This window comes from Burkholderia sp. AU31624, assembly GCF_020420065.1.
GTDB lineage: Bacteria > Pseudomonadota > Gammaproteobacteria > Burkholderiales > Burkholderiaceae > Burkholderia.
In genome coordinates this window covers 373,025-388,112 of record NZ_JAIZRT010000006.1, presented here as the reverse complement: position 1 = coordinate 388,112, position 15,088 = coordinate 373,025, and the positions used below count along the sequence as shown (strand labels likewise).

Genomic DNA, 15,088 nt, shown 5'->3' with positions numbered 1-15,088 from the left:
ACGCAACGAGGGTAATTACCGATATCGAGTCGTTCAAGGCGGGGCCGCCCGGGCCGATATATGTACCGAACGGTTAATATTTAGAGGCCCCGCATGAAGTTGTCCACCAAACTGCTGATGCTCGTCGCCGCGGCGCTGCTCGGCGTCGTCCTGCTCGCCGCATTGTCGCTGCACACGCTGCGCGACGCGCTGATCGACAGCCGCCGCGAAGAGATCGTCATGCTGCTGACCAAGGCCGAGCATCTGGTCGATTCGTATCGCGCGATGCAGACGAGCGGCACGCTCACGCAGGAGCAGGCGCAGCAGCAGGCCAAGGCCGCGCTGGCGGCGCTCAACGCGAATTCGAAGAGTTACTTCTGGGTCACGACGTCCGACGGCGTCAACCTCGTGCACCCGAACGCGAAGTTCATCGGCACGCGCGCGAAAGGCAACCGCACGACCAGCGGCCTGACCGACAGCGAGGCGTACCGCGCGGGCATGGCGCAGTCGCATTTCGCGCTCGTCGACGTGCTGATCAAGCGCAGCCCCGACGCGGACCTGGAGCCGAAGCTGCAGGGCGTGGTCGCGATTCCGGACTGGGACTGGTGGATCGGCACCGGATTTTTCTACGACGACATCAACGCGGCGTTTGCCCGGCTCGCGACGGTGCTAAGCGCGATCACGCTCGTCATCGCCGCGGCGCTCGCGGCCATCGCATGGGGCGTGCTGCGCAGTGTCAGGCGCACGCTGGGCGGCGAGCCTGCGCATGCGACGCAGATCGCCGCCCGCATCGCCGCCGGCGAACTGGATGTGCGGTTCGATACGGCGCACGCCGCGCCCGGCAGCCTGCTCGTCGCGCTCGGCGACATGAAGGCGCGGCTGACCGACACCATCGCCGAAATCCAGACCACGACGCACTCGATCGCCACCGGCACCGGCGAGATCGCGCAAGGCAACCTGGACCTGTCGCAGCGCACGGAGCAGCAGGCCGCGTCGCTGCAGGAAACGGCCGCGAGCATGGAGCAGATGACGTCCACGGTCAAACAGAACGCGGACAACGCACGCCAGGCGAATGCGCTCGTGGGCCAGGCGAAGGCGGCGACCGAACTCGGCGGCGCCGCCGTGCAGGCGGTCGTCGAGACGATGCGGCAGATTTCGGACGGCTCGGTGCGGATCGCCGACATCACCGTCGTCATCGAAAGCATTGCGTTCCAGACCAACATTCTCGCGCTCAATGCCGCGGTGGAGGCCGCGCGGGCCGGCGAGGAGGGGCGCGGGTTCGCCGTCGTCGCGTCGGAAGTCCGCTCGCTCGCGCAACGCAGCGCCGCGGCCGCGAAAGACATCAAGGGATTGATCGACGCGTCGGTCGAGCGGGCCGGCAGCGGCAGCCGGCTCGTCGAGACAGCGGGCGAACGCATGACGGAGATCGTCCGGTCGATCGACCGCGTGGCCGGCATCATGGGCGAGATTTCGGCGGCATCGGCCGAGCAGAGCACCGGCATCGAACAGATCGGGCTGGCGGTCGCGCAAATGGACGAAGTCACCCAGCAGAACGCCGCGCTCGTCGAGCAGGCGGCTGCGGCCGCGTCGTCGCTGGACGAGCAGGCGGCGCGCCTGCGGGCCGCCGTTTCGGTATTCCGGCTGGCCGCGTGACGGCTGCGCGCCGTCCGCCCACGGCCGGCGCATCGTCCTGCCTGACCGTTTGACCGTTTGACCGCCCGACCGTCTGACCGTCTGACCGTCTGACCGTCTAACTGCCCGACTGCCCGACTGCCCGACTGCCCGACTGCCCGACTGCCCGACTGCCCGACTGCCTGACTGCCTGACTGCCTGACTGCCTGACTGACTGCCTGACTGACTGCCCGACTGCCCGACTGCCCGACTGCCCGACTGCCCGACTGCCTGCGCCGCGCCGGCACACGCCCTGCGTGCGCGCCGACATGCCGGTGATGGACACGTCGCCGCCTGGCGGCGCGGTTCCTGACGGCTGCACGGCCCCGGTTTCCGGGCAGTCCTGTCATCTTCCCGTCTTCCCCCGAAGCCGTTCCGATCGAGCGGCATTCTTCTGAACTTTCCCACCCGACGTACCGTCGCGATCCCCGCTGCCGACGCCCGTGCGTGCGGCGATTCGCCGTGACGTACCGCTCGTTTCGGCCGTCGTCGGCAGGCGCGCACGCGTTCGATACAAACATGCGGTTTGCGTGAACCAAACGCGCGCCGGATGCCGAACGGGCAATTTTGTCGGCGCAATCTGCGGCGGCTGCGGCCTTACGATTTCCTGCATCGACACGGGTTGGGCAGCCGCCGCGACATGCCGCCGGGCACAGGGCGACACGTACGCGCACGCAGCAAATCATGCTGCGCAGGCTACCCAAAACGGTCGATTCGTATCGTGCGGGCCGCCCGAATCGCGACAAACCGCATTTTGGCGATGCTTAAATGAATTGCATGACGACGTTGCGACCGCCACCAGCACGCGGGCGCGGCGGGATTCGAGAACACGCTGGACCCACGACCCCACTTTCCACAGTCAGGAGCAGTTCGGATGAGCGACGATATCGACAATGGCGGCAAGGGCGGCTTCACGCGCCGCGACATGATGAAGGTCATGGCGGCGGGCGGCATGATGGCCGCCGGCGCCGGCGGACTGCTGATGACCCCCGGCGCTGCGTTCGCCGCGCCCGCGCCGAAGCGCGGCGGCAAGATCCGGGTCGCGAACGAAGCCGGCTCGACGGCCGATACGCTCGATCCGGCCAAGGGCTCGACGGGCGCGGACTACACGCGCTTCTTCATGTTCTACAGCGGCCTCACGCAGCTCGATGCGAGCCTCACGCCGCAGATGAACCTCGCCGAATCGCTGCAGACGACCGATGCGAAGACCTGGATCATCAAGCTGCGCAAGGGCGTCACGTTCCACGACGGCAAGCCGGTCGGCCCGGCCGACGTGGTGTTCTCGCTGATGCGCCACAAGAACCCGGCCACCGCGTCGAAGGTCAAGACGCTTGCCGAACAGTTCACGGATGCGAAGGCGAGCGGCCCCGACGAAGTCACGTTGACGCTCGCCAGCGCGAACGCGGACCTGCCGGTGATCCTCGCGACGCCGCAGCTCGTGATCGTCAAGGACGGCACGACCGACTTCTCGACCGGCATCGGCTGCGGCCCGTACAAGCTGAAGTCGTTCAAGCCGGGCGTGTCGACCGTCGGCGTGCGCAACGACAGCTACTTCAAGCCGGGCAAGCCGTATCTCGACGAGATCGAGCTGATCGGCATCAGCGACAGCGCCGCGCGCCTGAACGCGCTGCTGTCGGGCGACGTGCACCTGATCAACGCGATCGATCCGCGCTCGACGCAGCGGGTCTCGTCGACGCCGGGCTATGCGCTGAAGGAAACCAAGTCGGGCCTCTATACCGACCTGATCATGCGCAGCGACAACCCGATCGTATCGAGTCCCGATTTCGTCGAAGGGATGAAGTACCTGTTCGATCGCGAGCAGCTCCGCACGGCGGTGTTCCGCGGCTACTCGGTGATCGGCAACGACCAGCCGATTCCGCCGGGGCACCGCTACTTCAACGCGTCGCTGCCCCAGCGGCCGCACGATCCGGACAAGGCGAAGTTCCTGCTGCAGAAGGCCGGGGCGCTCGGCGCCGCGCTGCCGCCGATCTATGCGACGTCCGACGCGAACGGGTCGATCGAAATGGCCGTGCTGCTGCAGCAGGCCGGCCAGAAGATCGGGCTGAACCTGCAGGTCAACCGCGCGTCGCCCGACGGCTACTGGTCGAACCACTGGATGAAGCACCCGCTCACCTTCGGCAACATCAACCCGCGCTCGAGCGCCGACGTGCTGTTCACGCAGTTCTTCAAGTCGGATGCGCCGTGGAACGAGTCGGGCTGGAAGAACGCGAAGTTCGACCAGTTGCTGCTCGCCGCACGCTCGGAAACCGACGACGCGAAGCGCAAGCAGATGTACGGCGACATGCAGGTGATCGTGGCGCAGCAGGGGCGGGTCGGCATTCCGGCGTTCATCAGCTTCCTCGACGGCTACGACAAGCGGCTCGCGGGCCTCGGCTCGATCCCCACCGGGCCGATGATGGGCTTCACGTTCGCCGAGAACGTGTGGTGGAACGCATGACGTTGTCGTCGGCCGCCGTCGCGCGGCCGGTGCGGGCCACCGCGCCGGCCACGCGCGGGCTTTTCAGGAGTGCCGCCCCATGAACCGAATTCTCATTGGCCTGATCGGCCGGCGCATCGCGGTCACCGCGCTGACGCTGCTGATCGTGTCCGCGATCATCTTCACGATCACGAACCTGCTGCCGGGCGACGCCGCGCAGGCCGCGCTCGGCCAGTCGGCGACGCCGGAGACGGTCGCCGCGCTGCGCCAGCAGTTCGGTCTCGACATGCCGGCGCACGTGCGTTACGTGCACTGGCTCACCGGCCTGTTGCACGGCGATTTCGGCCGGTCGCTGTCCGGCGACATGCCGGTGTCGGAGCTGATCGGCGGGCGCCTGCCGAAATCGCTCGCGCTCGCGGCGATCACGACCGCCGTGTCGGTGCCGATCGCACTGCTGCTCGGCATCCTCGCGGCCGTCAAGCGCGAGTCGGTGGTGGACCGCGTGATCAGCCTCGGCACGCTGTCGCTCGTCGCGACGCCGGAGTTCCTGATCGCGACGGTCGCCGTGCTCGTGTTCGCGGTGAAGCTGCGCTGGCTGTCCGCGTTGTCGTACAGCGGCCCGATCGAAAGCCTGCACGATTTCCTGCGTGCGTATGCGATGCCGGTGCTGACGCTGTGCGCGGTCGTGATCGCGCAGATGGCGCGCATGACGCGCGCCGCGGTGATCGAGCAACTGAGCGCGTCGTATGTCGAGATGGCCACGTTGAAGGGCGCGAGCCCCGCACGCGTCGTACTGCGCCACGCGCTGCCGAACGCGATCGGCCCGATCGCCAATGCGATCGCGCTGAGCCTGTCGTATCTGCTCGGCGGCGTGATCGTCGTCGAGACGATCTTCAACTATCCGGGCCTGGCAAGCCTGATGGTCGACGCCGTCAGCAACCGCGATTTCCCGTTGGTCCAGGCGTGCACGTTGATCTTCTGCGTCGCGTACCTGACGCTCGTGCTGTTCGCCGACCTGTGCTCGATCGTGTCGAACCCGCGACTGCGAACCTGAGCGTTCCGTCCTTCTTCCGAGATGCCGCCCATGCACCCGACCGAACCCGTTCAACGCAGCAGCGCGCTGCCGCCATCCGGCGATCCGCCCGTGGGGCGGGGCAGCGTGCCGCCTGCCGCGCCTGCTCCCGACGAGCCGCGCAAGCGCCGCGGCGTACGCATCGCCTTGACCGCCGGCGGCCGCGTCGGCCTGTCGATGGCCGGCCTGATGCTGTTCATCGCCGTGTTCGCGCCGCTGCTCGCGCCGCACGACGTCGGCGCGATCGTCACGCCGGACGTGTTCGCGCCGTTCAGCGCGAAGCTGCCGTTCGGTTCCGACTTCCTCGGCCGCGACATGCTGAGCCGGATTCTGTACGGCACGCGGCTGACCGTGCTGCTCGCGCTCGCCGCGGTGCTGCTCGCCGCGGTGACCGGCACGACGCTGGGGCTGCTCGCGACCGTGTCCGGCCGCGCGGTGGATGAGACGATGAGCCGGCTGCTCGACGCGCTCACGTCGATTCCGTCGAAGATGTTCGCGCTGATGTTCGTCGCCGCGTTCGGCTCGTCGCTGCCGCTGCTGGTGCTCACCGCCGCGGTCAGCTACATGCCGGGCTCGTACCGGATCGCACGTGCGCTGGCGGTCAACATCAGCACGCTCGAATTCGTGCAGGTGGCGAAGGCGCGCGGGGAAAGCGCGCTGTACATCGCATGCGTCGAGATGCTGCCCAACATGATCCATCCGATGCTGGCCGACACCGGGCTGCGCTTCACGTTCGTCGTGCTGCTGCTGAGCGGCCTGAGCTTTCTCGGGCTCGGCGTGCAGCCGCCGTATGCGGATCTCGGCTCGCTCGTGCGCGAGAACATCGCGAGCCTCGGCGACGGCTCGGCCGTCGCGATCATGCCCGCGGTCGCGATCGCGATCCTGACGGTGGGCGTCAACCTGTTGATCGACGGTTTGCCGCATCGCGGCCGCCGCAAGGGCGCGGCTGCCGCCGCGGGAGAACACTGATGCGGGATGAATCGACTCCGGAATCGACGCCGCTCGTCGAGGTGCGCGGGCTGCGCGTGGTCGGCGGCCGGCCGGGCGGCGCGGAAACGACGATCGTCCACGACGTCGACTTCGACATCGGGCGCGGCGAGGTGCTCGCGCTGATCGGCGAATCGGGCTCCGGCAAGACGACGATCGCGCTGTCGCTGATGGGCCATGCGCGCGCGGGCTGCCGGATCGCCGGCGGCTCGGTGAAGCTCGGCGGCACGGACGTGTGCACGCTGAGCGCGCAGGCATTGACCGCGCTGCGCGGCCGCAAGGTCGCGTATATCGCGCAGAGCGCCGCCGCCGCGTTCAATCCGTCGCGCACGATTCTCGACCAGGTGATCGAGAGCGCGCTGATCCACAAGACGATGACCAGGCGCGATGCGCAGGCGAAGGCGGTCGAGCTGTTCCGCGCGCTCGCGCTGCCCGAGCCGGAGACGATCGGCAGGCGCTATCCGCACCAGGTGTCGGGCGGGCAGTTGCAGCGGTTGATGGCCGCGATGGCGCTGATCACCGATCCGGAACTGGTGATCCTCGACGAGCCGACCACCGCGCTCGACGTGACCACGCAGATCGACGTGCTGCAGGCGTTCAAGAGCGTGATCCGGCGCTGCGGGATGAGCGCGGTGTACGTGTCGCACGATCTGGCCGTGGTCGCGCAGATGGCCGATCGCATCGTCGTGCTGAGCGACGGCGTGATCCGCGAGACGGGCGACACCGAACAGATCCTGCATGCGCCCGCGCATCCGTACACGCAGAGCCTGATCGCGGCGGTCACGCCGAACGATGCCGAACGCGACGCGAAAGCGGCGAGCGCCGCGCCGGCGCCGCTGCTCGACGTGCGCGGCGCGATCGCCGGCTACGGTGGCCGGACCGCGAAGGGCTGGCCCGCGAAGGTGATCCTGCACGAAGTCGACCTGCGCATCGGGCGCGGGCAGACGGTCGGCGTGATCGGCGAATCGGGCTCCGGCAAGACCACGCTCGCGAAGGTGATCGCGGGCCTCGTGCCGGCGACGGCCGGACAGATCCTGCTCGACGGCGAGCCGCTCGCGCTCGATATCGGCAAACGCTCGAAGGAGCAGCACCGCCGCGTGCAGATCGTGTTCCAGAACGCCGATACCGCGCTCAACCCCGTGCATACCGTCGAGCGCACGCTGGCGCGGCCGCTCGCGTTCTATCACGGGATCCGCGGTGCGCGGGCCCGGCAGCGCGTCGCGGAGCTGCTCGAACTCGTGCGGCTGCCGCAGGCGGTGGCCGGGCGACGCACCGGAGAATTGTCCGGCGGGCAGAAGCAGCGCGTGAACCTCGCGCGCGCGCTCGCGGCCGAGCCCGACCTGATCCTGTGCGACGAAGTCACGTCGGCGCTCGATACCGTGGTGGGCGCGGCGATCATGGACCTGCTGCGCGACCTGCAGGCGAAGCTCGGCGTGTCGTACGTGTTCATCACGCACGACATCGCGAAGGTGCGCGCCATCAGCGACGACATCGTCGTGCTGTACGCGGGCCGTCGCGTCGAAACCGGCAGCCGCGACGCGCTGTGCGCGCCGCCTTATCACCCGTATTCGCATCTGCTGGTGTCGTCCGCGCCGGAGCTGCGCGCGGGCTGGCTCGACGATGCGGCCGAGCGCTGCCACCGGCCGCTGGTGCCGATCGGCGAGCGCGAGCACGAGGCCGAGCTGTGTCCGTTCCTGTCGCGCTGCGCGATGCGCGTGGACGGCGTGTGCAATCGCACGGCCCCGTCGCTGCGCACGCTCGAGAACGGCGCGCAGGTGCTGTGCCATCGCAGCGAGGAAGATCTCGTGCGCTTCCAGGCGGAGCCGGTGCCGGCGGGCGGCGCGACGGTGCAGCCGGTACGGCTGTGATGCGCGCCATCGTTCGTGCATCGCGCCTGCCCGCGCCGGCGATCGACGTTGCGCATAGTGTGCTGCGGCAGGCGCGCAAAACGGCAAATGACGCGTGTGGCGCGCGCGAATACGCGGCAACTGCGCTTTTTGATAGTGATTAAATGATTCTCATTGGACGGTCGCCGATCGTCGTCGCCGGAATGCTCGAGAAAATTCGATGAAACTGGAATCGTACTGGCTGGATACCCGTCCCGCGTTTCGCGCCAGCAGCGAAGGGCCGGTCGAAGGGCGTGCGGACGTAGTCGTGATCGGCGGCGGTTTCACCGGCTTGTCGGCGGCACTTGCGCTCGCGCAGCGCGGCGTGTCGGTGGTCGTGCTCGAAGCCGCGCAAGTCGCCGGCGAAGCGTCCGGCCGCAACGGCGGCCAGTGCAATACCGGTGTCGCGCAGGATTATGCGTCGCTGGCCGCGCGCATCGGCGTCGAGCAGGCGAAAGCGTTCTATCGCGCTTATGCAAGCGCGGTGAAGAGCGTCGAGACGATCGTCACCGAACAGGCGATCGACTGCGATTTCCGGCGCGCGGGCAAGCTCAAGCTCGCCGCGAAGCCGCAGCATTTCGCGGGGCTCGAAAAAACCTTCGACGCGTTGCGGCGCGACGTCGATCCGGACATCGAACTGATCGAGCCGTCACGCATCCGCGATGAAATCGCGTCCGACGGCTTTTACGGCGGGCTCCTGCAGCGCAACGGCGCGCAGATGCACATGGGCAAGTTCGGCGTCGGCCTCGCGCAAGCAGCCGTGCGGGCCGGCGCACGCGTGTACGAGCACGCGGCCGTCACGCAGCTCGACCGGCTGGACGGCGAGCGTCACCGGATCACCAGCGCCCGCGGCACGATCGTCGCCGACCGCGTGCTGGTCGCGACGGGCGCCTCGCAGCACGGGCCGTTCGCGTGGTTCCGGCGGCGCATCGCGCCGGTCGGCAGCTTCATCGTCGTGACCGAGCCGCTGCCGGATGCGCAGTTGAACCGGCTGTTTCCGCATCGCCGCGCATACGTGACGTCGCGCCAGATCGGCAACTACTTCCGCGTGACGCCCGATAACCGGCTGCTGTTCGGCGGCCGCGCGCGCTTCGCGATGTCGAGCCCGCGCTCCGATGCGAAAAGCGGCGACATCCTGCGTGCGGGCATGGCCGGCTATTTCCCGGAACTGGCGAACGTGCGGCTCGACTACTGCTGGGGCGGGCTGGTCGACATCACCGCCGACCGGCTGCCGCGCGCGGGCCAGCATGACGGGCTTTATTACTCGATGGGCTACAGCGGCCACGGCGTGCAGATGTCGGTGCACATGGGCCGCGTGATGGCCGACGTGCTGTATGGGGCGGCCGCGTCCAACCCGTGGCGCGAACTCGACTGGCCGGCGATCCCGGGTCATTTCGGGCACGCGTGGTTCCTGCCGGTCGTCGGCGCGTATTACCGGATGCAGGATTTCCTGCACTGAAGCGAGCGCCCGGGAGAATTCGATATGACAGTGCAATTCATTGGCTCGGTTGGCTCCGTCGGCTCGCCGCGTGTGGCGCAGCCCGTGTCGCCCGCGATCGGCGACGTGCTGCGCACGATCGATGCATCGTTCGCGCAGCCGCTGAACCTGGACACGCTCGCGGCGGTGGCCGGGCTGAGCGTGTCGCGTTTCACCGCGCGTTTTCGCAGCGAAACCGGCCTGTCGCCGCACCGGTATCTGTGTCTCGTGCGGATACGGCGGGCGCAGGACTTGCTGCGCGCCGGTCTCGCGCCGTCGGTCGTCGCGACCGACGTCGGCTTCTTCGACCAGAGCCATCTGTGCCGGCATTTCCGGCGCGTACTCGGGATCACGCCGCGCGATTACGTGGTCGCCCGAACGGGCGGCGCGCCGGTGCGACCGCCATCGGCGCGCCTGCGCAGCGAACGCCGCGACGCGTCGTGTCACGCGGCGTAGGCGCACGCATGAGCGACATGCCCCGCTGAGGATGTCCGGCACAAGCGCCGGCGAACGACGATTTCCGATATCGCATGACGGCTTTCGAACGAATCCGTCACGCACTGCACAGGAGCAGAAATGACCGCAGTTTTCGTGTTGCACCGGGCTGACGGCGCACCGTCTTCCACCGCATTCCGCAAGCAGGCGTTCGGCGCGAGCGATCCGTTCGCGTCGCATCGCGAGATTGCGTGGGAAGGCCCCGACGCGATGGCCGCGGGGCGGATCGTTTTCGTCGGCGAACTGGACGTGGCGAGCTTTCCGCACATCGAAACCCTGGCCGTCATCCAGGGCGAGCTGACGCTCGAAGCGGCCGGGGCCGCGCCGCTGGTGGTCGGCCCGGGGCAAGGCGCCGTCATCGGCGGCGGCACCGCACTGCGCATCGCCGCGCAATCTCCGGTACTCCTGACGTTCTGCGCGGCAGCGTGCGCGCAACCGACGAAACGCGGCGTCTTCGCGCTGCGCGCCGACGCCGATTTCAAGCCGTCCGCCACGCTGCCCGCCGAGGCGCTGCTCGGTCCCGCGCCGCAATGCCGCAGCGACAACGTGTTCACCGACGACGGCGCCGGGTACTGCGCGGGCACGTGGGATTCGACGCCGTATCACCGGATCGTCCGGCCGCATCGCGCGAACGAGTTCATGTTCCTGCTGGACGGCGGCGTCCGGTTCGCGGCGCCCGACGGCAGCGTGCAGTCGCTCGGCACCGGCGACGCGCTGTTCGTGCCGCGCGGCGCGTCGATCGGGTGGGAAAGCAGCGAACGCGTGGCGAAGTTCTACGTGATGCAGAACGTCAAACCTTCCACCGAACGAGACTGAGCATGTCCCCTCCGCTGCGCCATATCGAAACCTTGTCCACGCCGCCGGCCGCGGCCGACGTCGTCGTGATCGGCGGCGGCATCATCGGCGTCTTCACCGCTTATTACCTGGCCCGCCGCGGCATCTCGGTCGCGCTCGTCGAGAAGGGGCGCATCGGCGCCGAACAGTCGAGCCGCAACTGGGGCTGGTGCCGCCAGCAGAACCGCGATGCGCGCGAGTTGCCGATGGCGAGCAAGAGCATCGATCTGTGGGAACGCTTCGCGGCCGAATCCGGCGAAGACACCGGCTTTCATCGCTGCGGGCTGCTGTATCTCAGCAATGACGAAGCCGAATTGTCCCGCTGGGCGAGCTGGGGCGAATTCGCGAAGACTGCCGGCGTGACCACCTACATGCTCGACAGCAAGCAGGCCGCCGAACGCGGACGGGCAACCGGGCGGCAGTGGAAGGGCGGCGTGTTCTCGCCGACCGACGGCACGGCCGATCCGGGCAAGGCCGCGCCGGCCGTGGCTGCCGCGCTGATGAAGCTGGGCGGCAGCGTCCACCAGCACTGCGCGGCGCGCGGCATCGAACTCGAAGGCGGACGCGTCGCGGGTGTCGTCACCGAAGCCGGCGTCATCAAGACGCGCACGGTCGTGATGGCCGGCGGCGCCTGGGCGTCGTCGTTCTGTCGCCAGCTCGGCATCCGCTTTCCGCAGGCGTCGATCCGCCAGTCGATCCTGAGCGTGGCGCCCGTCGACACGCCGCTGCCCGATGCGATGTACACGTCCGGCGTGTCCATCACGCGCCGCAGCGATGGACGCTATGCATTGGCGATCAGCGGCCGCGCGCGGGTGGACCTGACACCGCAGTTCCTGCGCTTCGCGCCGCAATTCGTGCCGATGTTCGCGAAGCGCTGGCGCAACCTGCTGCCGGGCGGCCTCGAAGGCGTGCGCGGCGGCCATGAAACGCTGAAGCGCTGGCGCCTCGACGCGCCGACGCCGATGGAAGCCGTGCGCATTCTGGATCCGAAGCCGGATATGCCGACGGTCACCGAAACGTACCGCCGCGCGGCCGAACTGTTGCCCGAACTGCGCGACGCGAAGATCACGCACGCGTGGGCCGGGTTCGTCGACAGCACGCCGGACGGCGTCCCGGGCATCGGCGAAGTGCCGGGCGTGCCGGGGCTGATCCTCGCGGCGGGGTTTTCGGGGCATGGCTTCGGGATCGGCCCGGGCGCCGGGCACCTGATCGCCGATCTGGCGTCCGGTGCGCAACCGTTCGTGGACCCGGCGCCGTACCGGCCCGGCCGGTTCAGCGAGTCCGCCTGGGGCAAGGTCGCCGATTTCTGATGCAACGCCGTCACATGGATGAGAGGCCGCCTGTATCCGACGCGCGTCGAGCCCGGCCGCCCGCGAGCGGCAGGATCGGGGCAGCGAACGTTCGCCGGCCCGGCAGTGCGATGCGACAGCTTGGGAGTGCCTGATGCGTTTCAGTTCGTACTGGCTCGATACGTCGGAGCCATTCGTGAGCCACTCGCCGGAGTTGCCCGACGGCAGTTGCGACGTCGTGGTGGTGGGCGGCGGGATCACCGGTTCGGCCGCCGCGCTGGCGCTGGCCAAGAAGGGCGCGCGCGTGATCGTCTGCGAGGCGGGCACCGTCGGGCAGGCGGCATCGGGCCGCAACGGCGGCATGTGCAACAACGGCTTCGCGCAGGATTACGCGTCGCTGTCGCAGCGCCTCGGCACGGAACTGGCCAACCGGCTCTATCTCGCGTTCGACGCGGGCGTCGACACGGTCGAGCGGCTCGTCAACGAAGAGTCGATCGATTGCAATTTCGCCCGCACCGGCAAGCTGAAGCTCGCGGCGAAACCCGAGCACTACGACAAGCTCGCGCGCAGCCACGCATTGCTCGCGGCGAGCGTGGACCCCGATACGCGCCTCGTGACGAAGGCCGAGCTGCGCGACGAGATCGGCTCGGATCGTTATCACGGCGGGTTGCTGTTCGGCAAGAGCGCGGGGATGCATGTCGGCCGATATGTGCGCGGCCTGGCGCGCGCAGCCCAGGCGCGCGGCGCGCACATCGTCGAGCAGGCGCCGGTGCTGGGCCTGAAGCGGCAAGCGGGCGGCGCGTACGCGGTGCAAACACCGCGCGGCGAGATCCGTGCGCGCCAGGTGCTGCTCGCGAGCGGCATTTCGCACGTCGGGCCGTTCGGCTGGATCCGCCGCAGGGTCGTGCCGGTAGGTGCCTTCATCATCGTCACCGAGCCGTTGCCGCGCGAGTGGCTCGATCGCCTGTTGCCGACGCGCCGGATGGCCACCGACACGAAGAACTTCGTCAACTTCTTTCGCACGACGCCCGATAATCGGCTGCTGTTCGGCGGGCGCGCGCGGTTCGCCGCGTCGAACCCGCGTTCGGACGAAAAGAGCGGCGCGATCCTGCGGCATCAACTGGCCGCCGTGTTTCCCGAGCTGGCCAGCGTGCGCATCGACTATTGCTGGGGCGGGATGGTCGACATGACGGCCAACCGGCTGCCGCGCGCGGGCGAGCGCGACGGCGTTTACTACTCGATGGGCTATAGCGGCCACGGCACCCACATGGCCACGCTGATGGGCACGCTGATGGCCGAGATCATGGACGGGCGCGCGGAGCTCAACCCGTGGCAAGGTTTCGACTGGCCGGCCATTCCCGGGCATTTCGGCAAACCGTGGTTCCTGCCGTTCGTCGGCGCCTGGTATCGACTGAAGGACACTCTGCAATGAATTCCCCTGTTGTTCACCTGATGCAAGCCGGCAGGCTCGATCGCTTCTTCATCGACGGCGACTGGGTGTTGCCCGACGGCAGTGACCGGTTCGCGGTCGTCAGCCCGTCCACCGAAGACACGCTGGGCGAAATCCCGCTCGGCAGCGCACGCGACGCCGATCGCGCGGTGCAGGCCGCGCGCCGCGCGTTCGAACGCTGGTCCGCAACTTCACCGCAGGAACGCGCCGCGTTGCTCGACCGCGTGCATGCGTTGATGCTCGAGCGTGCCGAACTGTTCGCCACGGCGCTCGCGCTGGAAATGGGCGCGCCGATCAGCTACGCACGCGCCGCACACGTCCCGCTCGCCGCCGAACATATCCGCGTCGCACGCGACAACCTGGCGAACTATGCGTTCGTCAGGCAACGCGGCACGACCGCGGTCGTGCGCGAGCCGATCGGCGTCTGCGCGCTGATCACGCCGTGGAACTGGCCGATCTACCAGATCACCGCGAAGGTCGGGCCGGCGCTCGCGGCCGGCTGCACGGTCGTGCTGAAGCCGAGCGAGCTGTCGCCGCTCAGCGCGCTGCTGTTCGCGGAAGTGATCGCCGATGCGGGCGTGCCCGCCGGCGTATTCAATCTCGTGAGCGGCAGCGGCGACACGGTCGGCGCCGCGCTGTCGTCGCACCCGGAGGTCGACATGGTGTCGATCACCGGATCGACGCGCGCCGGCGTGCTCGTCGCGCAGGCGGCGGCGCCGACCGTCAAGCGGGTCGCGCAGGAGCTCGGCGGCAAGTCGCCGAATATCGTGTTGCCGGATGCGGACCTGTCGCGCGCGATCGCGCCGGGCGTGGCCGCCGCGTTCCGCAACATGGGGCAGTCGTGCAGCGCGCCGACCCGCATGATCGTGCCGCGCGCCGTGCTCGGCGCGGTCGAGGAACTGGCTGCTGCGGCGGCGCGCACGCTGGTCGTTGGCGATCCGTTCGCCGAGGCCACGACGCATGGGCCGCTTGCCAACCGCGCGCAGTTCGGGCGGGTCGCGCAGATGATCGACGCGGGCATCGACGAACGCGCGAAGCTGATCGCCGGCGGCCCCGGCCGGCCCGCGGGGCTCGATCGAGGCTTTTATGCGCGGCCGACGATTTTCTCCGACGTGCGTACCGACATGACGATCGCGCAGCAGGAGATCTTCGGCCCGGTGCTGGCGATCCTGCCGTACGACACCGTCGACGAAGCGGTCGCGATCGCGAACGACACGGTCTACGGGCTCGGCGCGCACGTGCAAGGCACCGACAAGGCGCAGGCCCGCGCGGTGGCTGCCCGCATCCGCGCGGGGCAGGTGCATCTGAACTACCCGGCATGGGATCCCCAGGCGCCGTTCGGCGGATACAAGCAGTCGGGCAACGGCCGCGAGTACGGGATCGAAGGGATGGAGGAGTATATGGAGATCAAGTCGATCGTCGGCTTTTACGACTGACCCGGCCGCCGCGCGCGGTTCGCGCCGGCGGTACAGTTGGAAGCCCGCTACTTTCCGAAGGTGCCGAAATTGGAA

11 protein-coding genes are annotated in these 15,088 nt (G+C 68.7%); all 11 read left to right on the top strand.

Annotation, left to right across the window (positions count from 1 at the left end; genetic code table 11):
* The first annotated feature begins 93 nt into the window (after window positions 1-93).
* The 11 genes from LGM89_RS23590 (at window position 94) to LGM89_RS23540 (ending at window position 15,013) form a co-directional block, all read left to right on the top strand.
* Window positions 94-1,632 carry a methyl-accepting chemotaxis protein gene (locus tag LGM89_RS23590; RefSeq protein ID WP_226274043.1) on the top strand — a complete coding sequence of 513 codons (1,539 nt, stop codon included), beginning with the start codon at window positions 94-96 and terminating at the stop codon, window positions 1,630-1,632.
* An 892-nt stretch (window positions 1,633-2,524) separates the two neighbouring features.
* Entirely contained in the window at window positions 2,525-4,108 is a 1,584-nt protein-coding gene (locus tag LGM89_RS23585; protein WP_226206103.1) for an ABC transporter substrate-binding protein, read from the top strand.
* A 79-nt stretch (window positions 4,109-4,187) separates the two neighbouring features.
* Window positions 4,188-5,141, top strand: a complete 954-nt coding sequence (locus LGM89_RS23580) for an ABC transporter permease (protein ID WP_226274042.1) — start codon at window positions 4,188-4,190, stop codon at window positions 5,139-5,141.
* Window positions 5,142-5,171: 30 nt separating this feature from the next.
* On the top strand, window positions 5,172-6,128 hold the full coding sequence (locus tag LGM89_RS23575; RefSeq protein ID WP_089498403.1) for an ABC transporter permease: 957 nt from the start codon (window positions 5,172-5,174) through the stop codon (window positions 6,126-6,128).
* Window positions 6,128-8,014, top strand: coding sequence for an ABC transporter ATP-binding protein (locus LGM89_RS23570; RefSeq protein ID WP_226274041.1), 1,887 nt, complete (start codon window positions 6,128-6,130; stop codon window positions 8,012-8,014). The genes LGM89_RS23575 and LGM89_RS23570 overlap by 1 nt, the downstream gene beginning before the upstream one ends.
* A gap of 199 nt (window positions 8,015-8,213) precedes the next feature.
* Window positions 8,214-9,491 (top strand): NAD(P)/FAD-dependent oxidoreductase, encoded by a 1,278-nt coding sequence (locus LGM89_RS23565; RefSeq protein WP_089498405.1) that lies wholly within the window; start codon window positions 8,214-8,216, stop codon window positions 9,489-9,491.
* 24 nt (window positions 9,492-9,515) lie between these two features.
* Entirely contained in the window at window positions 9,516-9,965 is a 450-nt protein-coding gene (locus tag LGM89_RS23560) for a helix-turn-helix domain-containing protein (RefSeq protein WP_089498406.1), read from the top strand.
* 120 nt (window positions 9,966-10,085) lie between these two features.
* Window positions 10,086-10,820: a cupin domain-containing protein gene (locus LGM89_RS23555; RefSeq protein ID WP_089498407.1), complete on the top strand. Its 735-nt coding sequence runs from the start codon at window positions 10,086-10,088 to the stop codon at window positions 10,818-10,820.
* 2 nt (window positions 10,821-10,822) lie between these two features.
* A complete protein-coding gene (locus tag LGM89_RS23550) occupies window positions 10,823-12,148 on the top strand; it encodes an NAD(P)/FAD-dependent oxidoreductase (protein ID WP_226206108.1) in 1,326 nt (441 codons plus the stop codon).
* 133 nt (window positions 12,149-12,281) lie between these two features.
* On the top strand, window positions 12,282-13,559 hold the full coding sequence (locus LGM89_RS23545) for an NAD(P)/FAD-dependent oxidoreductase (protein ID WP_226274040.1): 1,278 nt from the start codon (window positions 12,282-12,284) through the stop codon (window positions 13,557-13,559).
* Window positions 13,556-15,013, top strand: coding sequence for an aldehyde dehydrogenase family protein (locus LGM89_RS23540; RefSeq protein WP_226274039.1), 1,458 nt, complete (start codon window positions 13,556-13,558; stop codon window positions 15,011-15,013). Before LGM89_RS23545 ends, LGM89_RS23540 begins: the two co-directional genes overlap by 4 nt.
* The last annotated feature ends 75 nt before the right edge of the window (window positions 15,014-15,088 follow it).